At 64.2% G+C, this 23,453-nt stretch carries 20 protein-coding genes and 4 tRNA genes; 9 read left to right on the top strand and 15 right to left on the bottom strand.

What is annotated here, in order from left to right; genetic code table 11:
• Positions 1 to 53: 53 nt before the first annotated feature.
• The 3 genes from ACV17W_RS04430 to egtD form a co-directional block, all read right to left on the bottom strand.
• A tRNA-Met gene (locus ACV17W_RS04430) sits at positions 54 to 130 on the bottom strand.
• Positions 131 to 274: 144 nt separating this feature from the next.
• The gene (egtB, locus tag ACV17W_RS04425; RefSeq protein WP_462595234.1) at positions 275 to 1,573 is read right to left on the bottom strand and encodes an ergothioneine biosynthesis protein EgtB; all 1,299 of its coding nucleotides are present in this window, start codon (positions 1,571 to 1,573) and stop codon (positions 275 to 277) included.
• A gap of 27 nt (positions 1,574 to 1,600) precedes the next feature.
• Entirely contained in the window at positions 1,601 to 2,578 is a 978-nt protein-coding gene (gene egtD / locus ACV17W_RS04420) for an L-histidine N(alpha)-methyltransferase (protein ID WP_462595233.1), read from the bottom strand.
• A gap of 244 nt (positions 2,579 to 2,822) precedes the next feature.
• Between egtD and ACV17W_RS04415 the strand changes: the two genes are divergently transcribed.
• Complete coding sequence (locus tag ACV17W_RS04415; protein ID WP_462595232.1) at positions 2,823 to 3,422, top strand: hypothetical protein; 600 nt, start codon at positions 2,823 to 2,825, stop codon at positions 3,420 to 3,422.
• Positions 3,423 to 3,437: 15 nt separating this feature from the next.
• Positions 3,438 to 4,820: a cardiolipin synthase gene (gene cls / locus ACV17W_RS04410; protein ID WP_462596458.1), complete on the top strand. Its 1,383-nt coding sequence runs from the start codon at positions 3,438 to 3,440 to the stop codon at positions 4,818 to 4,820.
• Between the two features lie 106 nt (positions 4,821 to 4,926).
• Here the strand turns inward: cls and ACV17W_RS04405 are convergent, their stop codons facing one another.
• The 3 genes from ACV17W_RS04405 to ACV17W_RS04395 are packed head-to-tail and all read right to left on the bottom strand — an operon-like array spanning position 4,927 to position 8,882.
• A complete protein-coding gene (locus tag ACV17W_RS04405) occupies positions 4,927 to 6,588 on the bottom strand; it encodes an FMN-binding glutamate synthase family protein (protein WP_462595231.1) in 1,662 nt (553 codons plus the stop codon).
• A 51-nt stretch (positions 6,589 to 6,639) separates the two neighbouring features.
• Positions 6,640 to 7,926, bottom strand: coding sequence for an arsenic transporter (locus ACV17W_RS04400; RefSeq protein ID WP_462595230.1), 1,287 nt, complete (start codon positions 7,924 to 7,926; stop codon positions 6,640 to 6,642).
• Between the two features lie 14 nt (positions 7,927 to 7,940).
• Positions 7,941 to 8,882 carry an AEC family transporter gene (locus tag ACV17W_RS04395; RefSeq protein WP_462595229.1) on the bottom strand — a complete coding sequence of 314 codons (942 nt, stop codon included), beginning with the start codon at positions 8,880 to 8,882 and terminating at the stop codon, positions 7,941 to 7,943.
• A gap of 130 nt (positions 8,883 to 9,012) precedes the next feature.
• Between ACV17W_RS04395 and ACV17W_RS04390 the strand changes: the two genes are divergently transcribed.
• Complete coding sequence (locus ACV17W_RS04390) at positions 9,013 to 9,453, top strand: GNAT family N-acetyltransferase (protein ID WP_462595228.1); 441 nt, start codon at positions 9,013 to 9,015, stop codon at positions 9,451 to 9,453.
• Between the two features lie 303 nt (positions 9,454 to 9,756).
• Here ACV17W_RS04390 and ACV17W_RS04385 read toward each other — a convergent pair.
• Positions 9,757 to 9,841, bottom strand: a tRNA-Leu gene (locus ACV17W_RS04385).
• A gap of 57 nt (positions 9,842 to 9,898) precedes the next feature.
• Here ACV17W_RS04385 and ACV17W_RS04380 point away from each other — a divergent pair.
• Positions 9,899 to 10,567 carry a tRNA-uridine aminocarboxypropyltransferase gene (locus ACV17W_RS04380; protein ID WP_462595227.1) on the top strand — a complete coding sequence of 223 codons (669 nt, stop codon included), beginning with the start codon at positions 9,899 to 9,901 and terminating at the stop codon, positions 10,565 to 10,567.
• Between the two features lie 180 nt (positions 10,568 to 10,747).
• Here ACV17W_RS04380 and ACV17W_RS04375 read toward each other — a convergent pair.
• Positions 10,748 to 10,832 (bottom strand) — tRNA-Leu (locus tag ACV17W_RS04375).
• A 140-nt stretch (positions 10,833 to 10,972) separates the two neighbouring features.
• Between ACV17W_RS04375 and rnr the strand changes: the two genes are divergently transcribed.
• From rnr to ACV17W_RS04350, 5 genes are all read left to right on the top strand, one after another.
• Complete coding sequence (rnr, locus tag ACV17W_RS04370) at positions 10,973 to 13,447, top strand: ribonuclease R (RefSeq protein WP_462595226.1); 2,475 nt, start codon at positions 10,973 to 10,975, stop codon at positions 13,445 to 13,447.
• 134 nt (positions 13,448 to 13,581) lie between these two features.
• A complete protein-coding gene (gene rlmB, locus ACV17W_RS04365; RefSeq protein WP_462595225.1) occupies positions 13,582 to 14,319 on the top strand; it encodes a 23S rRNA (guanosine(2251)-2'-O)-methyltransferase RlmB in 738 nt (245 codons plus the stop codon).
• A gap of 57 nt (positions 14,320 to 14,376) precedes the next feature.
• Positions 14,377 to 15,618, top strand: coding sequence for a cystathionine gamma-synthase family protein (locus ACV17W_RS04360; RefSeq protein ID WP_462595224.1), 1,242 nt, complete (start codon positions 14,377 to 14,379; stop codon positions 15,616 to 15,618).
• A 29-nt stretch (positions 15,619 to 15,647) separates the two neighbouring features.
• Positions 15,648 to 16,328 carry a Fe2+-dependent dioxygenase gene (locus tag ACV17W_RS04355; protein WP_462595223.1) on the top strand — a complete coding sequence of 227 codons (681 nt, stop codon included), beginning with the start codon at positions 15,648 to 15,650 and terminating at the stop codon, positions 16,326 to 16,328.
• A 320-nt stretch (positions 16,329 to 16,648) separates the two neighbouring features.
• Positions 16,649 to 16,921 carry an HU family DNA-binding protein gene (locus ACV17W_RS04350; RefSeq protein ID WP_003812968.1) on the top strand — a complete coding sequence of 91 codons (273 nt, stop codon included), beginning with the start codon at positions 16,649 to 16,651 and terminating at the stop codon, positions 16,919 to 16,921.
• Positions 16,922 to 17,192: 271 nt separating this feature from the next.
• Here ACV17W_RS04350 and ACV17W_RS04345 read toward each other — a convergent pair.
• The 7 genes from ACV17W_RS04345 to ACV17W_RS04315 form a co-directional block, all read right to left on the bottom strand.
• Positions 17,193 to 17,268: transfer RNA gene (locus ACV17W_RS04345), tRNA-Val, on the bottom strand.
• Positions 17,269 to 17,413: 145 nt separating this feature from the next.
• Positions 17,414 to 17,779 (bottom strand): cytochrome o ubiquinol oxidase subunit IV, encoded by a 366-nt coding sequence (gene cyoD, locus ACV17W_RS04340; RefSeq protein ID WP_462596457.1) that lies wholly within the window; start codon positions 17,777 to 17,779, stop codon positions 17,414 to 17,416.
• 2 nt (positions 17,780 to 17,781) lie between these two features.
• The gene (gene cyoC / locus ACV17W_RS04335) at positions 17,782 to 18,396 is read right to left on the bottom strand and encodes a cytochrome o ubiquinol oxidase subunit III (protein WP_462595222.1); all 615 of its coding nucleotides are present in this window, start codon (positions 18,394 to 18,396) and stop codon (positions 17,782 to 17,784) included.
• Between the two features lie 3 nt (positions 18,397 to 18,399).
• Positions 18,400 to 20,376, bottom strand: coding sequence for a cytochrome o ubiquinol oxidase subunit I (cyoB, locus tag ACV17W_RS04330; protein ID WP_462595221.1), 1,977 nt, complete (start codon positions 20,374 to 20,376; stop codon positions 18,400 to 18,402).
• Positions 20,376 to 21,284, bottom strand: coding sequence for a ubiquinol oxidase subunit II (cyoA, locus tag ACV17W_RS04325; RefSeq protein WP_462595220.1), 909 nt, complete (start codon positions 21,282 to 21,284; stop codon positions 20,376 to 20,378). The genes cyoB and cyoA overlap by 1 nt, the downstream gene beginning before the upstream one ends.
• Before the next feature lie 246 nt (positions 21,285 to 21,530).
• Complete coding sequence (locus ACV17W_RS04320) at positions 21,531 to 22,082, bottom strand: response regulator transcription factor (RefSeq protein ID WP_462595219.1); 552 nt, start codon at positions 22,080 to 22,082, stop codon at positions 21,531 to 21,533.
• Positions 22,079 to 23,305: an ATP-binding protein gene (locus ACV17W_RS04315; RefSeq protein ID WP_462595218.1), complete on the bottom strand. Its 1,227-nt coding sequence runs from the start codon at positions 23,303 to 23,305 to the stop codon at positions 22,079 to 22,081. Before ACV17W_RS04315 ends, ACV17W_RS04320 begins: the two co-directional genes overlap by 4 nt.
• Between the last annotated feature and the right edge of the window lie 148 nt (positions 23,306 to 23,453).

Genomic DNA, 23,453 nt, shown 5'->3' with positions numbered 1-23,453 from the left:
AATGACTGCACCAAACGCAAAACGGCCCGCATCGCTGCGGGCCGCATAAATCTTGGTGGCGCATCCCTGATTCGAACAGGGGACCTGCGGATTATGATTCCGTCGCTCTAACCGGCTGAGCTAATGCGCCTTGCCTGAGGCAGCGTTGCGTACCTGCGATACGCGTACTGCCTCTGACTTCTTTTTACCTTTCTTCTACTTGCTTCTTGCCAGGCAACGCGTGCCCAGGCAAGAACGAAATTCTAGCACGACAAAATCTTTTCTTGCAAACGTGTCAGGCGTCCCGGGCCAGTCGGATGCCGGAAAACTGCCACCGCGCTTCCGGCGGGAAGAAATTGCGATACGACGCGCGCACATGGCTGGCCGGCGTGGCGCAAGAGCCGCCGCGCAGCACGAACTGATTGCACATGAATTTGCCGTTGTACTCACCCACGGCGCCGGACGCGGGGGCGTATCCAGGATAGGCATCGTAGGCGCTGCTGGTCCATTCCCAGGCGTCGCCAAAAAGCTGCGTGGGACCGTCGTTGGCCGGTTGGGAAACGCGCCTGGGCTGGAGATAGCCGGAGTCGAGCAGGTTTGCCGACGCGACGTCGGCAACGGCCCGGGCGGCATGCTCCCATTCCGCCTCGCGCGGCAGGCGTGCCTGGGCCCAACGGGCATAAGCGTCTGCCTCGAAGTAACTGACGTGCGTCACCGGAGCGTCGGGATCGATGGGTTGCATGCCGCCCAAGGTGAAAGCCTGCCATTCATCGTCCTGCTCCTCCCAGTAGAGCGGGGCGTGCCATTGATCGGCACAGACTTTGTCCCATCCCATGGACAGCCAGAGTTCCGGACGCCGATAGCCGCCGTCGCGTATGAACTCCAGGTATTCGCCTTGCGTGACCAGCCGATTTGCCAGGGCGAACGGTCGCAGCAACACGTCGTGGCAAGGGCCTTCATTGTCGAAGGCGAATCCAGGCGGCTCGTGCCCGACGCGTACGCACCCGCCCTCGAACCGTGTATATCCCGCGGATAGCCGGGTGGCGGGCGGCGCGCTGCTTCTCGGCGGCTCGGTATAAGCAGGCCGCAGTGGATTCAGCGACAACGCATGCTTGATATCGGTCAGGATGAGCTCTTGGTGCTGCTGCTCATGGTTGATACCAAGTTCAACCAATTCCAGGCACGAAGCGTCGACGGACCTGGATTGTGCGAGCAATGCCGTCATGGCGGCATCGACATGTTCGCGATAGTCCAGCACATCGGCCAGAGTGGGCCGCGACAACATGCCGCGCTGCGGACGCGGGTGTTTTTCGCCGACCGCGTTGTAGTACGAATTGAACAACATGCGGTACTGGGGATGGAATGCGCGGTACCCGGGGTTGAACGTCGAGAGAATGAAGGTTTCGAAGAACCACGTGGTATGCGCCAGGTGCCACTTGACTGGGCTGCAGTCCGGCATGGACTGCATCTGACAGTCTTCGGGACTGAGCGGGGCGGCCAGCGCGCGGCTCAGCGCCCGCACCTGGGCGTAGCGTTGCGCCAGAGCGGGCACGGCGCGCGGGTCGGGCATTACGTGATGGCTGGCAAGGTCCATGATGTGTGGGGCGATGTACGTTGCGGATCAGGCCCGCGCGCTGAAGATCGAGAACCAGTCTCGCGCGTCGGTCCAGTGATTGATCTGGCGAAACCCGGCTTGTTCGAGCATGCCACGAAAGCGGTCGGGCGTGTATTTGTACGAATTCTCGGTGTGGATGCGCTCGCCTGCCGCGAATCGGCGATGCTTTCCCGGCCAGCGGATTTTTACGTCGCGCTTCGCCTGCAAGAACATCTGAATGCGCGTGTTGTCTTCATCGTAGTGCGCGATGTGGTTCCAGTCGCGAATATCGAAATCTGCGCCCAGCAGCACGTTCACGTGACGCAGCAGGTTCAGATTGAAGGCTGCGGTCAGCCCCAGGGCATCGTCATAGGCAGGCTCGAGAATGTCACGGGGTTTCGCGCGGTCCACGCCAATCAGCAGCCCGCCCTCTTTGCAGGCCGCGTGAATGCGCGACAACATGTCGGCGGCCTGGGCGGGGGCCAGATTGCCTATGCTCGAGCCGGGATAAAACACCAGCCTTCCCGCGTGGGGCAGGCTCTGCGGAATGTCCAGCGCCTGATGGAAATCCTGGCCCAGCGCAAGGATCTCCAGGTCGGGGTGTTGGTTCTCCAGCCGCCTTACGGCGGCCTGAAGATAATCCACGGAAATGTCGATGGGCACATAACGACGCGGACGCAAGCTGGCGAAAAGGCGTTCGGCCTTGACGCAATCTCCCGCGCCCAGGTCGATCAGCGTGTCGACCGAGCCTATATGCATTGCGATGTCGGAGGCGTGCTGGCGCAGAATCTCGGCTTCGCAGCGCGTTGGGTAGTACTCCGGCAACTGGGTGATGGCCGTGAACAGGCTGGAGCCCAGCCGGTCGTACAAATACTTGGGATCGATGCGAGGCTCAGGGGCCAAAAGGCCGGCCTGAAGTTCCTGGACATCCTGCGCCGCCGCTCCCGGTGTGTTTTCCATCAGAGCGGGCGAAGCAGGGGCGAACATGCTGCGGGGCTGGACCATGCGGTGGCTTCCTTGCAGTTGCGCGGAATTTATTGTGGCCGCTTACCCCGCTTCAGTGTCAAGCGTATATCGCCGGTTGCAAAGCTTTTTAACGAATGGAAAGCCCGTGCCGGGATTTGGCGCAGAAGTGTTTCCAATTTCCGTGCCGCGAAATACCGCATTACTGCTGGTTGCCAACGCAGAAGACACAGGGGCCGGTGGGGCGCGCAGAATAGGCTTGGTGCTATATGCCAAGGGACAGCGTATGTCGTCGATGATTGTTGCGCGTTTCGATAGCGTGCCCTCCGCCAAGAGCGCGGCGCACGCTTTGTTTGCCGAAGGCTTTCCCGAAGAAGCGGTAAGCCTGTTTCGCGGAGGCCGCCGCACCGGGCAAGTGCAGTCCTGGGACGACGACCCTGAAGCCCAGGCGGGGCAGGCCCGCTATGGTATGGCGTGGCGGGCGGCCGCGCTGGCTGCGGCCGGCGCGTTGCTGGGCACCGTCGCGGCGATCTTCCTGTACGACGGCGACATCGCGGTGGTAGCGGGCGCGGTGGTGGGTGCCTGTGCCGGATCGGCGGTCGGAGCCTTGTGGGCCGGAAGCAGGCTGGTGGCCAGGCGCAACGCCCGGCTTCAAAGCGTGCCTGCGGCAGAACAAGCGGTCCTGCTGGCCGTACGCGTCGACGCTGATGAGGAAGACGCGGTAATGGCGCTGTTGCGCGATGCAGGCGGATTTCAGGTCGACCGCGAACATGGCCGCTGGCAGGGCGGGCGCTGGATGGACCGCGAGACGACGCGCCGGGCGCCGGTGCGCCGGGCGCCGCAGCGCCGGACCACCGTGTCCCACCGTACGCAGTGGCAACCCTGATCGAACGCCATGAAGATGCCCGTCGTCGGCTTTGCAGAAACGGCGCGCGCAGCGGCGTGCCTGTGGGTTTTGAGCGTTCTGGCGGCCTGCGCAACCGTGCCCGATGCGCAGGAGCGCGAAGCGCGCAAGGCTCAGGCGGGCCTGTCGGCCGATACGGGCTGGGCGAGCTACGAACGCGGCAAGGAGATTGCAGCGCGCGCCCCCCAGGCGCGGCCGCAGGACTTCCTGGCGCGCCATCAGGCTGTCGAAGAAGCGATCAGCGGAGCGCCGCTGGTGGCGGGCAACGACGTGGCTTTGTTGGCAGATGGCGAAAGCACGTACCGCGCCATGCTCGAATCCATCGGGCAGGCGCAACGCTACGTGCATATGGAAACCTATATCTTTGACGACGACGAGGAGGGGCAGCGCTTCGCTGACGCGCTGATCGCCGCACAGCGGCGCGGTGCTTCCGTGGCCGTCATGATCGACGCCGTCGGCACGCTGGGCACCGCGGAGTCCCTGTTCGACCGAATGCGCGACGCGGGCATCCAGGTTGTGGTGTTCAACCCAGTCAATCCGGTGCAGGCGCAGGCGGGCTGGTCGCCCAACCAACGCAATCATCGCAAGCTGCTGGTCGTGGATGGGCGGGTGGGCTATCTGGGGGGCCTCAATATCAGCAGCGTCTACTCATCAGGTTCGAATCCTGGGGGCGCCGACCGCGAGTCGCAGCCCTGGCGTGATACGCATATCCGGGTCTCCGGCCCAGCGGTGGCCGAACTCGAGCGCGTGATACTTGCCGGTTGGGAATCGCAAAAGGGGCCGCCGCTGGCGCACGCCGATTTTTTTCCCCGTGTCGAGCGTCAGGGCGACCTGTCGGTGCGCATCCTGGCCAACCAGCCGGATCGCAGCGACGGGTACACGGTGTACCTGACGCTGATGTCGGCGTTCGAAAGTGCGCAGAAGTCCATCCACATCACCATGGCGTACTTCGTGCCGGATCCCGCGTTCATCGAAGTCCTGCAGAGCGCGGCGCGTCGCGGGGTGGACGTGGCGCTCGTGCTGCCCGGGTTCAGCGATTCGTCGCTCGTGTTCCACGCCGGCCGCTCGCATTACGAGGGCCTGCTCGAGGCCGGAGTGAAGATATACGAGCGTCGTGATGCCTTGTTGCACGCCAAGACTGCCGTCGTGGATGGTGTGTGGTCCACGGTGGGATCCAGCAACATGGATTGGCGCAGCTTCGCCTTGAACTACGAGATCAATGCCGTGATCCTGGGGCCGGACTTCGGCGCCGAGATGGAAGCCTTGTTCCAGCGTGACGTCGAAGCCGCGCAACAAGTCACATTGGAAAGCTGGCGCCAGCGCGGGCCCGATGACCGTTTCATGGAGTTCTTCTCGCGGCTGTTCGAACGCTGGCTGTGAAGGCCGCCGCATGACGCGGCGGCACAGGCCGGTGCGTCCCGGGGTTGGTGGCCCCGGTCGCGAGCGGTCACGCGTGGGCGCGGGGCGCCTTGGCCTGCCCGTTGAATCAGGGTGTGTGCAGCGTCTGGGCGCGATGGATGGCGGCAAGCGCCACCGTGACGTCGTGCGCGGGCTGGAACGAGTCCGCACGCGCCATCGACCAGCCAACTTTGAACACCGTATGCCGGAATTCACCCCGCAGCAGCTCGCCGGGCTCGAGCTCGGGGAACAACGCCGATAGCAGGCGTATTTCGTTGGTGGATACGCGGCGGGCAATATGATGCGGCCGCAGCTGGTTGGGATGAGTCAGCCCGGCCGCCTGCAGCAGCTCGGCCAGGGCATGCAGTGTGTTGCGATGAAAATGCGCGGCGCGCTGCGCCTTGTCAGGAACGACCAGCGCGCGCTGGCGCAGGGGGTCTTGCGTTGTGACCCCGGTCGGGCATTTGTCGGTGTGGCACGCCTGCGCCTGGATGCATCCGATGGCAAACATGAAGCCGCGCGCCGAGTTGCACCAGTCCGCGCCCATTGCCATGGCGCGCGCCATGTCAAAGGCCGTGATGATCTTGCCGGAAGCGCCGAGGCGGATGCGGTCGCGCAGATTGACCCCGATGAGCGTGTTGTGCACCAGGCGCAGCGCCTCGCGCAAGGGCGTCCCGACGTGATCAACGAATTCAACGGGGGCCGCGCCGGTGCCGCCCTCGGCACCGTCTACCACGATGAAATCGGGCGTAATGCCGGTCTCGAGCATGGCCTTCACGATGGCGAACCATTCCCAGGGATGGCCGATGCACAGCTTGAAGCCGACCGGCTTGCCTTCGGACAATTCGCGCAGGCGCGCCACGAAATGCAGCAGCCCGATGGGGGTATCGAAAGCACTGTGGCTGGGGGGCGAATTACAGTCCTGCCCGGGGGCCACGCCGCGCGCCTCGGCGATTTCGATGGTGACCTTGGCCCCGGGCAGGATGCCGCCGTGGCCCGGCTTGGCGCCTTGCGACAGCTTGATTTCGATCATTTTCACTTCAGGCGTGCAGGCGTTGCGCACGAAGGCGGCTTCGGAAAATGTGCCGGTCTCGCCGCGGCAGCCGAAATAGCCCGAGCCGATGTTCCAGATCAGTGCGCCCCCCGCCTTGCGATGGTGCCGGCTGATGCCGCCCTCGCCGGTATCATGCGCGAAGTTGCCCTGTCGCGCGCCCTCGTTCAGTGCCAGGACGGCATTGGCAGACAATGCGCCGAAACTCATGGCCGAGATATTGAAGACGGACATGGAATAGGGCTGGGTGCAGTCGGGGCCGCCCACCATGACCCGGAAATCGGCGTCGTCGATGCGAGCCGGCGCCATGGAATGGTTGATCCATTCGTAGCGCTCGCCATAAACGTCTTCTTGCGTGCCGAACGGGCGCTTGTCGATTTCTCGCTTGGCGCGCTGGTAGACAATGGAACGCTGGGCGCGCGAGAACGGCGCGGCGTGGGTGTCGTCTTCCAGGAAATACTGACGCACTTCGGGCCGGATGAACTCGAACAGAAATCGCAGATTGCCCAGCACCGGGTAATTGCGGAGTATGGCGTGGCGGGGCTGAAGCAAGTCGTAGAAGCCGAGAAGCGCAAGGAGCGCCAGCGGCACCGCCGCCCACAACCAGGCGAGCGAGGTGGCGACGGCAAGGGCCGTGGTCAGGGCGGTTCCCAGCAGCACCAGAAAGAAAGCGGTAAAGCGGCCTAGCATCCATCTCATGCGGATCTCCTGTTGCGCATGACGGCAACCATACCACTAGATGCCGGTGGCTCAGGAATAACTCAGCCGCACGGCCAGCGCGGCCAGCGTGACCAGCAATACGGGCAGCGTCAGCACGATGCCCACTCTGAAGTAGTAGCCCCAGGTGATACGTACGCCCTTGCGCGCCAGCACGTGCAACCACAGCAGGGTGGCCAGGCTGCCGATCGGCGTGATCTTGGGTCCCAGGTCGGTGCCGATCACGTTGGCGTAGATCATGGCATCCCGCACGGCGCCGCTGGAATCGGTGTCTGCAATGGCCAGCGCGCCGACCAGCACCGCAGGCAAGTTGTTCATTACCGAAGCGAGAAATGCAGTGACCACCCCCGTGCCCAGCGCGGCGCCCCATATGCCCAGTTCGGCAAAGCGCTCGAGCAGGCTGGTGAGATTTGCGGTAAGTCCGGCGTTGCGCAGGCCATACACCACCAGATACATGCCGAGCGAGAACACCACGATGTGCCATGGCGCCTCGCGCATGACGCGTCGCGTGCCTACGATATGCTGGCGGCCAGCCACCAGCAGCAGGATCAATGCGCCCGCAGCCGCAATGGCGCTGACGGGCACGCCCATGGGTTCGAGCACGAAAAAGCCGATCAGCAGCAGTACCAGCACGGCCACGCCCGCGCGGAATGTGACGGGGTCGCGCACCGCCGAGCTGGGCGCGGGAAGCTGTTCAACTTCATAGCGCCCAGGGATGTGCTTGCGAAAGTAGACAAACAACACCGCGAGCGTGGCCGCCACCGCGGCGAAGTTCACCGGCACCATCACCGATGCGTATTGAGCGAAACCGATGCCGAAAAAATCGGCCGACACGATATTGACGAGGTTCGACACGACCAGGGGCGTGCTGGCCGTGTCGGCGATGAAGCCGGCAGCCATCACAAAAGCCAGCGTGGCGCCGGGGCCGAAACCCAGGGCGAGCAGCATTTCCATGACGATGGGGGTAAGGATCAGGGCGGCACCATCGTTGGCGAACAGCGCGGACACCGCGGCGCCCAGCAGCACGATCAACGCGAACAGCCAGTGACCTCGGCCGCCGCCCCAGCGCGCCACATGCAGTGCCGCCCACTTGAAGAAACCGGCTTCATCCAGGATCAGGCTGGTAATGATGATGGCGATGAACGTGGCCGTGGCGTTCCAGACGATCTGCCATACGGCGCCGATGTCGGCAAGGTGCACCACGCCGGTGGCCAGGGCCAGCGCGGCGCCGGCGCTGGCGCTCCAGCCTATGCCCAGGCCTCGGGGCTGCCAGATGACCAGAACCAGCGTCACGACGAAAATCAGAATGGGCAGGAACATGGGAAAGGGCAGGTCTACAGGTTGGTCCGGGTGCTGATCCAGGCCACCAGCAAGCTCACGGTGAATACTGATAGCACTGTCGACACCAGGATGGCGCGTGACGTGGCACGTGCATCTCGGCCGTACATCTGGGCCAGCATGAAGGGCCCGGTGCCAATGGGAAGCGCCGCCATCAGTACGGCGCACCATGCCCACAGGGGCGGCAAGGGGAACACGGCAAAGGCCAGCACGGCCGTCGCGGCGGGTTGCAGCAGCAACTTGGCGGCTACCAGCTTCACGACGATAGCGTTGCTGCCCCCGGGTCGGGATTGCGCCAGGAACAGGCCGATGGTGACCAGCGCGCAGGGGCTGGCCGAGGCCCCGAGCAGCTCGACATAACGGTCCAGGCCCGATGGCATTGCCACGCCCGACCCATTGACGGCCAACCCCAGCAGGGGAGCGATGAGCAAGGGATTCCGTGCCAGTGCCCGACCGACCTTGAGCAGGGTTGCCCCCGGACTGCGGTCACGATGCTGGTCGAATTCGATCAGGGCTATTGCTGCGCCGAACAGCGCGCATGCCGTGAGCAGTGTCGTGATGACGGCGGGCGCCAGGCTCGCGGGTCCGAACAGGGCCAGGCAGAGCGGAATGCCCATGTAACCGGCGTTGGTGTACGAGGCAGCCAGTCCTTCTATGCCACGGTCGGTCAGGCTCTGCCTGCCCCTTCGCACGGGCGGGCAAGCCGCCAGGAAGGTGATGACGATGCCGCCCGCGAAGGCGCCCACGAAACCCCAGTGCATCTGGCTGCCGTCGGCATGCGCCATCGCGCGAAAGAGCAGGGCGGGTAGCGACAGATACACCACGTAGCGATTCAGCGCCTCGGTGGCGGCCGGCCCCAGCACCCGCAGGCGGGCGGCCAGCCAGCCTGTCAGGATCAGGGCAAATACCGGCAGGGCTGCGGTGACGACGGCTTGCATGGGCTGGGCGGGATGGAACGAGCGCACATTCTACTTGGCCGGGAATTTTGCGCCAGCCGCGCAGCCTGCGAGAATCACGGCTGTGCGGGACACCCCGTCACGCCCTTCAACGCCTACCGGAGACTCCGCCATGCCCGCCACGCCCCCCATTCGCATCGTTCTGGGAACCTGGGACCGGCTGCGCGATGATGCCTATGTCGTGCGGCACGAAGTCTTCGTGGTAGAGCAGGGCGTGCCGCGCGATATTGAACTCGACGACTACGACGCGCTGTCAGTGCATGCCGTCGCCTACGACCGCGACGGCAGTCCGGTCGCCACCGGCCGCCTGCTGCCCGATGGGCACATCGGGCGGATGGCTGTGCGCAAAGCGATGCGCGGCGCGGGAGTGGGCGGGCAGGTGCTGGACGCGCTCATCGCTCAGGGGCAGGGCGACGGGCACCGCATGCTGGTGCTGCACGCGCAGACACACGCGCGCCACTTCTACGAGGCCCACGGATTCGTGGCCGAGGGCGAGGAGTTTTTCGAAGCCGGCATCAGTCATGTGGCCATGACGCGCACCTTGGTCGGCTGAACCGGGCTGCGGCGTGCTGGAAAGGGCGCCCGCCCGGCGGCCTTCCATGCGCTGGACATGCGTCGGCCGCAAGGAGGTGCGTGCGGCATTGCCGGAATCGCTCGCGGCTGCCCGCGTGGTGTTCACGGCAGCCAGGTGTGGGGCCGCTGGCGTGCCGGCCAAACGGCGGGGCGGTGGGCGGGAACGAATCGTCAGGGCGGCCGGGATCGTGCACGCGCCGTGGAAACAAAAAAAAACCCCGAACACCGGGAAGGGCGATCGGGGTTTCTGGCGCGTCGTGAAGGTAAGCCACGACGTATTAATTGGTGCCCAGGAGAGGACTCGAACCTCCACACCTTGCGGCACATGGACCTGAACCATGCGCGTCTACCAATTCCGCCACCTGGGCGCTGGTGTTCTGGCGCGTTGTTGTCTAATCGCGTTTGAACATCAGAGGACGCGCATTATGCACAGTTTTCAGGACGCGCGCAACTTGCGGTCGGGCACGAGCCGGCCGGCCTGCGCTCGTTGCCAGCGGCCAGCCACCCACTGCCTATGCCAGTGGATCCCGTCGCTCGCCAGCCGCACCCGAGTCGTGGTGCTTCAGCACCCGACCGAGGCGCGCCATGCATTGAATACCGCCAGGTTGGCCGTGCTGGGCTTGCGCAACGCGAGCCTCCATGTAGGCACGGAGTTCGATCAGGCGTTGTGGCAGGTGGCGCAATACGAGGCCTTCCTGCTGTTTCCGGGCGACGGCGCCGAGGTGCTCACCCCGGCGGCGGTGGCTCCCCCGACAGGCGGCCGGCGGCCCAGGCTGCTGGTGGTTCCGGACGGTACCTGGCGTCACGCGCGCCAGCTGATTTCGCGTCACCCTGGCCTGGCGGCATTGCCCCGCGTCACATTGGCCCCCGGTCTCGCGTCGCGCTACCGGGTACGCCATGCCGGCATGCCCGACGCACTATCGACGATCGAGGCGGTGGCCGCCGCACTGGACGCGCTGGAGTCGCCCCAGTCGTACAGCGAGCTGCTCAAGCCGTTCGAGCGATTGGTGGCGGGGCAGATTTCGGCCATGGGCCCCGAACGCTATGCGCTGCACCATGTGCAGCGTTCCGGCAGCCGAGCCGGGCGCGAGTGAGGCTAGGCGCCGTCAGGCAGCGACCAAAACCGGCCGAGCCCGCCTGGCGCAAGGCGCTTACCCGGAATATCGCGTGCGGAACAGGCAGACTCGCAGGGCGGGCAAAAACAAACCCCCGGAAGCCTGAGGGCTGCCGGGGGTCTGGGAGTAATCGGGGAACCCCGATTTACTGGAATTCTGTGGTGCCCAGGAGAGGACTCGAACCTCCACACCTTGCGGCACATGGACCTGAACCATGCGCGTCTACCAATTCCGCCACCTGGGCACTGAGCAAAACTTACGACAGTAGTGTGATACGCTGAAAATTACTCGCAACACGCTACATGGTTTACCATAAGGTCTCGCCGCAGTGATCAGCCTCGGGCAGACCACAGAAGCAAAAGATTATATACAGGATTTCCAACTTTGGCAAAACGATCGAGTAAAGATTCGAACAACAATAACAACGGCAGATCAGGATCCGTATTGCCCGAAACGCCCCCAGACTTCGACCCCGATGTCCCCTCGCGCGAGGACATTCTTACCGCCCTGCGTTCCGCAGGAACGCCGTTGTCACCCGCCGAACTGGCCGAGCGCATGGGGGTGCAGCGGCCCGGTACCCAAATTGGCTTTGACCGCCGGCTTGCCGCCATGGAACGCGACGGCCAGCTGTTGCCCAATCGCAAGGGGGTACTGCTGCTGGCGACCAAGCTCGACTTCGTGGCGGGCAAGGTGCAGGGCCATCGAGACGGATTCGGTTTCCTGCTCCGCGACGATGGCGGTCCCGATCTCTTCCTGTCGCCGCGCGAAATGCTCAAGGTGCTGCACGGTGATCGCGTGCTGGTGAAACCCTCCGGGGAATACCGCGGCAAACCCGAAGGCACCATCGTCGAAGTCATCGAGCGCCGCACCAATAAACTGGTCGGGCGTTTTCTGCATGAGCATGGCCTGTCGATCGTGGCGCCTGAAGACCAGCGCATCAAGCACGACATCCTGATTCCCCCCGGCGACACCAATGGGGCCCAGCATGGCCAGGTCGTCGCGGTACAGATCATCGAGCAGCCCACCCGTCACACACAGCCTCTGGGGCGCGTGGCCGAGGTGCTTGGTGAGATCGATGACCCAGGCATGGAAATCGAAATCGCGGTGCGCAAGTTCGACGTGCCGGTCGAGTTTTCCGAGCCCGCAGCCCGTCAGGCGGCCCGCCTGCCCGACGTGGTGCGCAAGACCGACTTGAAAGACCGCATCGACTTGCGCGATGTTCCGCTGATCACCATCGATGGCGAAGACGCGCGCGACTTCGATGACGCGGTCTATTGCGAGCCGGTTGAACTCGGCACCGGCCAGCGCAAGCGGCCGGGCTGGCGTCTGCTGGTCGCCATTGCCGATGTCAGCCACTACGTGACGCCGGGCGATGCGCTCGATGACGATGCGCTCGAGCGTGGGACCAGCGTGTATTTTCCGCGCCGCGTCATCCCGATGCTGCCGGAATCGCTGTCCAACGGCCTGTGTTCGCTGAATCCGCAGGTAGACCGCCTCGTGTTGGTATGCGACATGGTGATCCCGGCAACGGGTGCCAAGGCAGGCACGATTACGGCCTACCAGTTCTACAACGCCGTCATGCATTCGCATGCGCGCACGACCTATACGCAAATCTGGGAAGGCCTGCAGCAGCCGGCGGGGCCCGTCGCGCAGGCGCTGGGAGCCATCATGCCGCATGTGCGGCACCTGCATGAGCTCTACCAGCTGCTGGTGCAGCAACGCAAGAAGCGCGGCGCCATCGACTTCGATACCGTCGAGACCAAGATTCTTTGCAACGAACTCGGGCGCATCGAACAGATTGTCGGCGTGGTGCGCAATGACGCCCACCGCCTCATCGAAGAATGCATGCTCGCGGCCAATACGTGCGCGGCGGACTTCATGGCACGCAGCAAGCACCCCGGCCTGTATCGCGTGCACGAAGGCCCGACGCCCGAGCGCCTGACTTCCCTGCGTGAATTCCTGCGTACCATGGGGCTGTCCATGGGGGGAGGCGACGAGCCCACCGCCAAAGATTACGGCGAATTTCTCGACAGCGTGCGCGCTCGCCCCGACTTCCAGCTGTTGCAGACCATGTGCCTGCGTTCGATGCAGCAGGCCATCTATAGCCCGGAAAATGTGGGCCACTTCGGTCTGGCCTACCCGGCGTACAGCCATTTCACATCGCCCATCCGGCGCTATCCAGACCTGCTGACCCATCGGGTCATCAAATCCCTGCTGGAGGGTCGCCGTTACGTGCCCGGGCTGGATGATCAGCCCATGGTGATCGGACGCACCCAGCGTGAGCACGAGCACGCCACGTGGGAAAAACTGGGCCTGCTCTTGTCGGCCAGCGAGCGCCGCGCCGATGAAGCGTCGCGCGATGTCGAGGCCTGGCTGAAATGCTGGTTCGTCAAGGAGAGAGTCGGGGAGGACTTCAGCGGCACCGTGACCGGCGTGGCGAGTTTCGGCGTGTTCGTCACGCTGGACACGCTGCACGTCGAGGGACTGGTGCATGTGTCCGAACTGGGCGGCGAATACTTCCAGTTCAATGAGGCACTGCATGAGTTGCGTGGCGAACGCACCGGCATGCGCTATCGGTTGACCGACAAGGTGCAGGTGCAGGTGTCGCGTGTCGATCTCGAGGCCCGGCGCATCGAGTTCCGCCTCGTCAGGGGCACCAGCTTCGAGGCCTTGCGCAAGGCTGCGTCCCGCAATCCCGACGAGCCTCGCAAGATCAAGAAGGCGGCGTCGCCCAAGCCCGAGGCACTGAAAGGGCAGACCGCCAAGCAGCGGCGCGCGCAAGCCAAAAAGGCGGCCAAGGCCGCGCCCGCGGCCAAGAAGCACGCCGCCAAGAAGGCCGCGCCGCGCGCGCGGCACTGAGTCGGCGGGCGCAGCGCGCCGTGCGCGCGCTCGAGCGCCGCACGCAGTAACATGACGTATGCCGTCCCGGGCGCCTTGCCCGGGCAAGCCGGCCCATGGCCGGCCTTTTATTACCCAGATTAAGGTGAATGTCGATGGCTTCGGCCCAAGTCCTGGCGGGATTCCATGCTGTGGTGGCGCGCTTGCGGCACGCTCCCGAGTCGATCAAGGATATTTATGTCGAGGCCGCGCGCCGCGACAAACGCATGCAGGCATTCCTGGAGCAGGCCGAACGCGCCGGCCGGCGCGTGCACCCCGTGGCGACCGAACGGCTGGACGGCCTGGCGCGCGGTACCCGGCACCAGGGCGTGGTGGCGCTGGCCGAAGAGCGCCTGCTGGCGGTCGATGTGGACGAGGTGCTCGACACCATCGAAGGTCCGGCATTGCTGCTGGTGCTCGATGGGGTGACCGACCCGCACAACCTGGGAGCCTGCCTGCGTACCGCTGACGCGGCGGGCGTGCATGCGGTGGTGGCGCCGCGTGATCGCGCGGTGGGGCTGAACAGCACCGTGCAACGCGTTGCATGCGGCGCGGCCGACACAGTGCCCTACATCACGGTCACCAATCTGGCGCGTACGCTGCGCGCCATCAAAGAGCGTGGCGTCTGGGTCGTGGGCACCGATGATCAGGCCACGGACAGGCTGCAAGCCGTGGATGCCCGCCAGTCCATCGCCTGGGTGATGGGCGCCGAAGGCGAGGGCATGCGACGCCTCACGCGCGAAACCTGCGATCAGCTCGTGAACATTCCCATGCTGGGTTCGGTAGAGAGCCTGAATGTCAGCGTTGCCAGCGCGGTGTGCCTGTACGAAGCGGTGCGCCAGCGGCAGGAGTAAACTTTTCCGGGCAGTCCGGGCGCGCGGCGTCTGGGTGCCAACATCTGCGATTTCATCATGCACCAGAACGGCTTCACCACTTCGATACTCCATTCCGACCGCCAGCAGGCCGTCGAGCACGGCGCCGTGCACCAGCCCATACACCCGTCGTCCGAATTCGCATATGCCGACGCCCGCGAGCTGGCGGCGGTTTTCCAAGGCAAGGCCGGGTTCACGTATGGTCGGCAGGGTACGCCCACGACCGCTGCGCTCGAGGCCAAGATCACCCGTATGGAAGGCGGCGCCAGCACGGTGACGTTCTCCACCGGCATGGCGTCCCTGGCCGCGGTGTTTACCACCTTGCTGCGCAAGGGCGACCATCTCTTGTCCAGCCACTACGTCTTCGGCAATACCAACAGTCTGCTGGGCACGCTGGCTGAACTGGGCGTCGAGGTGAGCTACGTCGACCCCACCGATGCCGATCAGGTCCGGGCTGCCTTGCGGCCCAACACTCGCATGGTGTTCACCGAGACCATCGCAAATCCGGGTACGCAGCTGGCCGACCTGGCCGGCATAGGCGAGCTCTGCCGCGAGCATGGCCTCGTGTACGTCGTCGACAACACCCTGACCTCGCCCTGGCTGATGCAGGGGCGCTCGGTGGGCGCCTCGCTGGTCATGAATTCGCTGTCGAAGTACATCGGGGGGCATGGGCACGCCCTGGGCGGCGCGATCACGGACACAGGCCTGTACGACTGGTCCGGGTACCCGAACATCTATGACAGTTATCGCAAAGGCGCACCCACCGGCTGGGGCCTGTTGCAGATCAAGAAGAAAGGCCTGCGCGACATGGGCGGCACCCTGTCGGCCGATTCCGCGCACCGTATAGCCATCGGGGCCGAAACCCTGGCCCTGCGCATGGCGACGCACTGCAGCAATGCGATGGCGCTGGCGCAGATGCTTGACGCGCACCCCGGCGTATCCAAGGTGCATTATCCGGGGCTGCCTCATCATCCGCAGCATGAGCGCGCCGCCCGGTTGTTCGGCGGGCGATTTGGCGGTTTGCTGGGCATAGAGCTGGCCGACGGCGTGGATTGTTTCGATTTTCTCAACCGGCTGAAAGTCGTGCTGATGGCGACCCACCTCGGTGACACGCGCAGCCTGGCGTTGCCGGCCGCCCATACCATTTATTACGAAATGGGCGCTGCCCGTCGGGCCGAAATGGGTATTTCCGACAGCCTGATCCGCGTGTCGGTGGGCATCGAAGACCAAGCCGATCTGCTGCACGACTTCGATCAGGCACTGCACGCCTGTCTGGCGTAGTCCCGCGCCGTTCGTCCCAGCAGATTGCCATGATCATAAACATTGCCGATGTCTTCAGCGCCGATGAAGCGGCGCAGCTACGCCAGCGCCTGGACCAGGCCGACTGGGTCGACGGCCGGGTCACGGCCGGCCTCCAGTCGGCCCAGGTCAAGCACAACCGTCAGCTATCCGAGCAACACCCGCTGGCCGTGGAGCTGGGCAAGCACATTCTTCAGCGCCTCTCAGGCAACAATCTGTTTATGTCGGCGGCCTTGCCTCGCAAGATATTTCCGCCGTTATTCAATCGCTACGAAGGCGGCGAAGCCTTTGGCTACCACGTGGATAACGCCGTGCGGCCGATACCGGGTACGTCCGAGCGCGTGCGTACCGACCTGTCGGCGACGCTGTTCTTTTCCGACCCCGACTCGTACGACGGTGGCGAACTGGTCATTGACGATACTTACGGGCCACGCGCGGTGAAGCTGCCGGCGGGCCACATGGTGCTGTATCCCGGCACCAGCCTGCACAAGGTGACTCCTGTCACGCGGGGCGCGCGTGTCAGCGCGTTCTTCTGGATCCAGAGCCTGGTGCGGGAAGACGGGCAGCGCAGCCTCTTGCTTGACATGGACGTTGCCATCCAGCGATTGAACCAGGATGTTCCCGGACATCCTTCCATTGTGCAGCTCACCGGCACCTATCACAACCTGCTGCGCCGCTGGGCCGACGTCTGATCGCAAGCCGGCGCGCCGACAAGAATGCGCGTACGCAAATGTGCTTATGCATCGTGCGGCTGTCAGCCAGTATTGGCGCGGCTTTTGGCTAGTTATCCTCTTGACAGCCGCTTCCGCGCAAGGCCTAATACGTCTCTGCGTCGCTGACGCTTCACCACGAAATCGTGCCGTGAAGTCTCCGCGACGCAGCAATTTTGCAGTTGCGCTTGGTAGTGCCCAGAAGCATTCCACTCGTCCGTTCTCCGTCTGCCGGTATCGAGTCCACGCTCCGATGCCAGGGCGCGCCTGACAGAACCAAATACCGTGAGGGGTAAACCTGAATGAACAAAACCGAACTCATCGATCATATCGCCAGCAAAGCTGACATTTCGAAGGCTGCTGCTGGCCGTTCGCTTGACGCCCTGATCGGTGCTGTCAAGACCACGCTCAAGAAGGGCGGTACGGTCACGCTGGTGGGCTTCGGCACGTTCGCCGTTTCGGCGCGCGCTGCGCGCACGGGCCGCAATCCGCGCACCGGCGAAACGATCAAGATCAAGAAAGCCAAGGTGCCGAAGTTCCGCCCGGGCAAGGCCCTGAAAGACGCCGTCAACTGATCGACGTCACCGCGCGGCGCTGGCGCCGTGAAAGAACAGCCCTTGAATGGCGCGCTGCGCCGGAATTCAAGGGCTTTTGTGTTTTTTGGGCTTTTATTTCGGGCTTATGCATGGGCACGCCTGACAAACCAGGCGGCCATGGCAGGCGGTAGCGGCATGCTGCGCCGGCCGCAAGGGCGGGGCGGCCGCCCGTGGCCAGGAGATTGCCCGATGGCGGCGAGCGCTCAAACAAAAAGGCACCCGGAAAACCGAGTGCCTTGATGCGAGGGGGTGGTGGGTGCTACAGGGGTCGAACCTGTGACCTACGCCTTGTAAGGGCGCCGCTCTACCAGCTGAGCTAAGCACCCCCGGTGCCGCAGTGCGCCGATGCATGACTGCAGCGCGGACCGCAGTATACCGGAGCCCAGGGCACGCCGCAAATGGCGTGCGCGGCGGACGCGCCGGCGCCACTGCATGCATGTCTGCGCCGCGGCTGCTGGCGTGCCTCTGCCATTACATGCCTGCGGGCATGGCATGCATCATGTTGGCGTTCATGTTGTGCAGCACCCATGCAGAGCCGCCCACGATGATCGCGATGATGAAGACGGCGAACACGAATGCCGCCAGATTGTCCCGCTGCGAGCGCGACGCGCCCATATGCAGGAAGTACACAAGCTGTACCAACAGCTGAACCACGCAGAGGATCACGATGCCCGGCAGCGCCACGCCATGTGGCACGGCGTCGCTCATGACCAGGCCGAACGACAGCAGGGTGAGCACCAGGGAAAGGCCGAAGCCCACCAGATACGATTTCAGCGTGCCGTGGGCGGCGTCGTCATGGCCGTGCTCATGGGCGGTAGCTGGGCTTGCATGGTGCATCATCAGAGCGCTCCCATCAGATAGACGAAGGTGAAGACACAGATCCAGACGATGTCCAGGAAGTGCCAGAACAGGCTGAGGCACGCCAGGCGCCGGGTGTTGACGGGTTCCAGGCCGTGGCGGCGCAGCATGTCGATCATGATCGCGATCCAGAGCAGGCCGAAGGCGACGTGCAGGCCGTGGGTGCCGATCAGCACGAAGAACGCCGACAGGTAGGCGCTGCGCTGGGGGCCGGCGCCCATGCTGATCAGATGATGGAATTCGTAGACTTCCATCGCGATGAAGCCGGCGCCGAGCAGAAAGGTGGCGCACAGCCAGCCGATCACGCGCGGCAGGTTGCCTTTGTGCATGCTCAGCATCGCCATGCCGAAGGTGAAGCTGCTGATGAGCAGCAGCATCGTCTCGCCCAGCACGAACTTCAGATCGAACAGTTCTTTGCCCGTCGGCCCGCCGGCCGTCGCCTGGGACAGCACGGCGAAAGTGGCGAACAGCACCGAGAAGATGAGCAGGTCGCTCATCAGGTAGATCCAGAAACCGAATACGGTCTTGGATCCGTCATCGTGATGGTGCGCGGCGTGGCCGTGCCCGTGGGGAAGGGTACTTACAACTTGCGTCATGGCTCAGGCAGCTTTGGACAGATTGGCGAAATGGGCGGATTCGATGCGAGCGACTTCCTGTGCCGGCACGTAGTAATCGACGTCGCGGTCATAGGCGCGCACGAGGAAGCTGCCGATCATGCCGACCAGCCCGACGATGGCCATCCACCAGATATGCCAGATCAGGCCGAAACACATGGCCAGGCCGAGGGCGCCGATATAGACGCCGGCCGCGGTGTTGCGGGGCATGTGGATGTCTTCGTAGCTGGCGGGCGCCTTGAAGGCCACGCCTTGCTCTTTGTTTTCCCAGTGCTGGTCCAGGTGCTCGACGTGGGGCACGTGCGCGAAGTTGTAGAACGGTGCGGGCGAAGGAATGGCCCATTCCAGCGTGCGGCCGCCCCATGGGTCGCCGGTCGTGTCCAGGTTCTGCTTGCGGTCCCGGATGCTGACGAACACTTGCTGCAGCAGGAACCAGATGCCGAGCGCCACGAAGCAGGCGCCGACCAGCGCAACGATCAGGTAGGGCTGCCAGTCGGGGTTGTCGTAATGGTTCACGCGGCGGGTCATGCCCTTGAAGCCCAGGATGTACAGCGGCATGAAAGCCAGGTAGAAACCCACCAGCCAGCACCAGAACGAATACTTGCCAAGCCGCTCATTGAGCTTGAAGCCGAAGGCCTTGGGAAACCAGTAGGTCATTGCGGCGATGCAGCCGAACACCACGCCGCCGATGATCACGTTGTGAAAGTGGGCGATGAGGAACAGGCTGTTGTGCAGCACGAACGATACGGCAGGTATGGCCATCAGCACGCCGGTCATGCCGCCGATGACGAACGTGACCATGAACCCAATGGTCCAGAGCATGGGAGTGGTCATTTCCACTCGGCCGCGGTACATCGTGAACAGCCAGTTGAAGATCTTCACGCCTGTGGGCACAGAGATGATCATCGTCATGATGCCGAAGAAGGCATTGACGTTGGCGCCGGACCCCATCGTGAAGAAATGGTGCAGCCACACCAGGAACGAAAGCACACCGATGGCTGCGGTTGCGTAGACCATCGACTTGTAGCCGAACAGCGGCTTCTTCGAATAGGTGGCCACGATCTCCGAGAACGCGCCGAAGCAGGGCAGGATCAGGATGTAGACCTCGGGGTGGCCCCAGATCCAGATCAGGTTCACGTACATCATGACGTTGCCGCCCATGTCGTTCGTGAAGAAGTGCGTATCCAGGTAGCGGTCGGCGGTAAGCAGGGCAAGCGTGGCGGCCAGTACCGGGAACGCCGCGACGATCAGCACGTTGGTGACGAGTGCCGTCCAGGTGAATACCGGCATCTTCATCAGGCTCATGCCGGGCGCGCGCATGCGCAGGATGGTTACGATGAAGTTGATGCCGCTGAGCGTCGTGCCCAGACCCGATATCTGCAGCGCCCATAGGTAATAGTCCACTCCCACGCCGGGGCTGTAGTCCAGTCCGGACAGCGGGGGATACGCCAACCATCCGGTGGCGGCGAATTCGCCCACGAACAGCGACAGCATCATCAGCACGACGCCAGCCCCGAACAGCCAGAAGCTCAGTGAATTCAGGAACGGGTAGGCGACATCCCGGGCGCCGATCTGCAAGGGCACTACGATGTTCATCAGACCGGTGATGAAGGGCATGGCCATGAAGAAGATCATGATCACGCCATGCGCGGTAAAGATCTGGTCGTAGTGGTGCGGGGGAAGTATGCCCGCGGCGTCGCCGGCGGCGACAGCCTGCTGCGTTCGCATCATGATGGCGTCGGCGAAGCCGCGCAGCAGCATCACCAGCGCCACGATGATGTACATGACGCCGATGCGCTTGTGGTCGACCGACGTCAGCCATTCGGTCCACAGGTACGACCACTTGCGGTAGTAGGTTACGGCGGCCACCAGTGCAATGCCCAGAATGGTGCACATGACCAGCGTCCCCAGGATGATGGGGTCGTGGTAGGGTACGGCGTCCAGGGTGAGTTTGCCGAACATCAGTTGTTTCCTGCGATCAGATTCTTGGAGGTGGGCGTGCAGGTGGCGGGATCGAGGCCGGCCATCTGGCTCATCTGGTTATGCATGATGTAGTCGAACATGCCGGTAGGCGCCGTCGAATAGCGCGTAACCCCTTGGTTCGTGCTGGGCTGTGCCAGTGCCTGGTAGACCTGCGGCGTCAGCGGGTTGCCGGACGCGCGCGCCTGCTGCACCCAGTCTTCGAAGCCCTGCTGTGTCGTTGCGATGGCCTTGAAGCGCATGCCGGAGAACCCGCCGCCGCTGTAGTTCGCTGAAATGCCGGCGTAGGTGCCGGCCTCGCGGGCGATCAGGTGCAGCTTGGTTTCCATGCCCGCCATCGAATAGATCTGGCTGCCAAGCTGCGGAATGAAGAATGAGTTCATCACCGAGGCCGAAGTGATGCGGAACTGCACCGGCGCGTCCACCGGAAAGGCAATTTCATTCACCGTGGCGATGTCGAAGTCCGGATAGATGAACAGCCATTTCCAGTCCAGCGACACCACGTCGATGTTCACCGGCGTCACCGTGGATTCGATGGGGCGGTAGGGGTCCAGGGCGTGCGACGAGCGCCAGGTAAGCACGGCCAGGATGGCGACGATGATGCAGGGGACGGTCCACACCACGATCTCGATGCGCGTCGAGTGCGCCCAGCGCGGCAGGTACACGGCTTCGGTGTTCGATGCGCGGTATTTCCATGCGAAGTACAGCGTCATGATGATGACGGGCACCACGACCAGGAGCATCAGCCCCAGTGCAGTCAGGATCAGTGTTTTCTCTTGGGCGCCGATGTCGCCCTTGGGGTCCAGCACTTCCATGGTGCAGCCGCCGAGCAGCATGAGCGCACCCAGGGCGAGCCAGCGCGCGCAGGTGGCAAAGTGGGGGTGTTTCACGTACAGCCTTGAGGGATGAATCGCCGTAACCGGCATCAATGCAGTGGCGCTTTGAGTAAGCGCAAAGCAGCGGGGAAGGCGCATGCTAACGGTTTGTTGCATCGCAAACATGCGACGAAAAGTCGCATCCACATCGCGGCTTAGCTGCAAAACAGCAGGAGCAACGGTTTGTGCCCCCGGCAGGCCAGGCGCGCGCCCGGCGTTGAGGTGCGACAACGTGTCGCACCCCCGAGTGATGCCGACGCCTCAGTCGGGGCTGAAATCGCGCTCGGGCCCCGGCTTCTTTGCCAGCTTGCGTTGTAGCGAACGCCGGTGCATGCCCAGCAGCCGGGCGGCGGCGGACACATTACCGCCGCTCTCGTGCAAGGCTTGCTGGATGTGTTCCCATTCCAGTCGGTGCAGCGGCGTCATGGTGGACTCGATGGCGACTGACTCGGGTTTGGCCAGGCCCAGTGTGCGCAGGATCATGGGTGCGGTGGCCGGTTTCGGCAGGTAGTCGTCGGCGCCTCGCTTGATGGCTTCCACCGCCGTGGCAACGCTCGCGTAGCCCGTCACCAGCAGAATGCGCATGTCGGCGCGCAGGGCACGCAAGGGCCGGATCAGCGTCAATCCCGAGTCTTCGCCCAGCCTCAGGTCTACCAATGAAAATGCGGGAAGAATTTCTTCGGCAACGCGCAAGGCTTCGGCGATGCTGGTCGCTACGCGGGTTTCGAGGCCATGACGCGTCAGGCTGCGCTGCAGGGTGCGCACATAGAGTTCGTCGTCGTCGATCAATAGGCCAATGTCGGAGGGGCTCATGCTGGGGTTTCCGAGGCAGCCGCGGCGCCTGGCGCCAGCGGCAGGTAAAAGCGGATGCGGGCGCCTCCTCCGTCGGCCGCAGTCATTGTCATTTCGCCGCCCAATTGTTCTACGGTGGCGTGCGATAAAGCCAGGCCCACGCCCAGCCCGCCAGGCTTGCCGCTGTGAAACAGGCTGGTGGCGGGCAGCAGGGAATGGTCCGGGTCGAAGCCGCGTCCATGATCACGCACTTCACCCTGCAGGGCGCCGGCCCGGTATTCCAGGTGCAGGTCGATGCGCGGGTTGCCCGCGGCTTCGCCGGCGTCGGCGGCATTGTTCAGCAAGGCCTGCAACAGGTGGGCAATGGAGGGTTCCACCCTGAGGCTGGCAGGCAGCTCTCCGGTGCGGTGCAAGTCTATGGTGGGGCGCACCAGGCGCCACTGGCTGACCACGCGCACCAGGTCGACCTCGGTGGGCACGGCCAGGTTGCGGATGCGTTCGCGGCACAGCGCCAGCAATTGCCCCAGCAAGGCGACATCGGCGCGTAATTCGTCGGTGCGCACCTCGGCGGCGATTTCATCCGCAAGCAGGGCCATGGTGGCCAAGGGGGTATTGAGTTCATGCGCCATTGCGGCGGCGTGCGTGGCCAGCGCCACAATGCCTTCGTTGCGCGTGAAGCGTTCGCGCAGCGCCGCGAGTTCACGTTCCCGGCTGCGCAGGTCGGCGGCCAGTCGCGTCGTGAAGTACAGCACCACCATGGCCGAAATGAAGAAACTGGCTACGATGCCCCACAGTATGAGTGCGTAAGGGTTGTGATGGCCCTCGAGCGGCTGGCCCAGCATGGCCGAGGCCGAGTAGCCGGCCAGGCAGGCGATCGCCGCGGCCAGCGCCCAGGCGCGCGGCAGCGCCAGCGCCGCGAGGGCGATCAGGATCAGGAACATCAACCCGAAAGGGTTATGGATGCCGCCGCTCCAGCCCACCATCCAGGCCAGCACCGCGATATCGACCAGCAGGTGGGCGAATGCGATGCCCGGGGCGATTTCCGTGCGGCTGCGTCGCACCCGCACGCTGGCGTACAGGTTGAAGGCCACCAGCAGCGCCACGCCGGCCCAGAGCGGCCGCAGCGGCAGGTCCAGGCCCAGCATGCCGCTGGCTACCAGCACCGTGGCGGCCTGCCCGGCAATGGCAAGCCAGCGCAGGCTGCAGAGCGTGCGTAGAAAGGAATTGGCGGAACTACCGGACATGTCAGAAACCAGGGGCCGGGAAAGGCTGGCCCGCGGGGGCCGTGCCGGGCGAGTGCGAACCCCCGCGGCGTAGAAGAAGATGGCGCCCGCGGCGGCGCGCAAGCGGGCTGGCGTCCGGGCATCGGGCGCGCAGGCGCATTGTATTGCG

It is taken from the genome of Bordetella sp. MIP270_01_BMS (genome assembly GCF_054958705.1).
The sequence above is the reverse complement of the archived record's forward strand: the minus strand, read 5'-3'. Positions and strand labels throughout refer to the sequence as shown.

Coding starts and splice junctions, on each gene's coding strand:
- cyoB (WP_462595221.1), bottom strand. CDS start 20,376: ATGTTCGGCAAACTCACCCTGGACGCCGTACCCTACCACGACCCCATC.
- cls (WP_462596458.1), top strand. CDS start 3,438: ATGCCCGTCGTCGGCTTTGCAGAAACGGCGCGCGCAGCGGCGTGCCTG.
- cyoD (WP_462596457.1), bottom strand. CDS start 17,779: ATGCACCATGCAAGCCCAGCTACCGCCCATGAGCACGGCCATGACGAC.
- rlmB (WP_462595225.1), top strand. CDS start 13,582: ATGGCTTCGGCCCAAGTCCTGGCGGGATTCCATGCTGTGGTGGCGCGC.
- ACV17W_RS04400 (WP_462595230.1), bottom strand. CDS start 7,926: ATGTTCCTGCCCATTCTGATTTTCGTCGTGACGCTGGTTCTGGTCATC.
- ACV17W_RS04415 (WP_462595232.1), top strand. CDS start 2,823: ATGTCGTCGATGATTGTTGCGCGTTTCGATAGCGTGCCCTCCGCCAAG.
- ACV17W_RS04405 (WP_462595231.1), bottom strand. CDS start 6,588: ATGAGATGGATGCTAGGCCGCTTTACCGCTTTCTTTCTGGTGCTGCTG.
- cyoC (WP_462595222.1), bottom strand. CDS start 18,396: ATGACGCAAGTTGTAAGTACCCTTCCCCACGGGCACGGCCACGCCGCG.
- ACV17W_RS04315 (WP_462595218.1), bottom strand. CDS start 23,305: ATGTCCGGTAGTTCCGCCAATTCCTTTCTACGCACGCTCTGCAGCCTG.
- egtD (WP_462595233.1), bottom strand. CDS start 2,578: ATGGTCCAGCCCCGCAGCATGTTCGCCCCTGCTTCGCCCGCTCTGATG.
- ACV17W_RS04355 (WP_462595223.1), top strand. CDS start 15,648: ATGATCATAAACATTGCCGATGTCTTCAGCGCCGATGAAGCGGCGCAG.
- ACV17W_RS04360 (WP_462595224.1), top strand. CDS start 14,377: ATGCACCAGAACGGCTTCACCACTTCGATACTCCATTCCGACCGCCAG.
- ACV17W_RS04380 (WP_462595227.1), top strand. CDS start 9,899: ATGCACAGTTTTCAGGACGCGCGCAACTTGCGGTCGGGCACGAGCCGG.
- ACV17W_RS04320 (WP_462595219.1), bottom strand. CDS start 22,082: ATGAGCCCCTCCGACATTGGCCTATTGATCGACGACGACGAACTCTAT.
- egtB (WP_462595234.1), bottom strand. CDS start 1,573: ATGGACCTTGCCAGCCATCACGTAATGCCCGACCCGCGCGCCGTGCCC.
- ACV17W_RS04390 (WP_462595228.1), top strand. CDS start 9,013: ATGCCCGCCACGCCCCCCATTCGCATCGTTCTGGGAACCTGGGACCGG.
- ACV17W_RS04395 (WP_462595229.1), bottom strand. CDS start 8,882: ATGCAAGCCGTCGTCACCGCAGCCCTGCCGGTATTTGCCCTGATCCTG.
- ACV17W_RS04350 (WP_003812968.1), top strand. CDS start 16,649: ATGAACAAAACCGAACTCATCGATCATATCGCCAGCAAAGCTGACATT.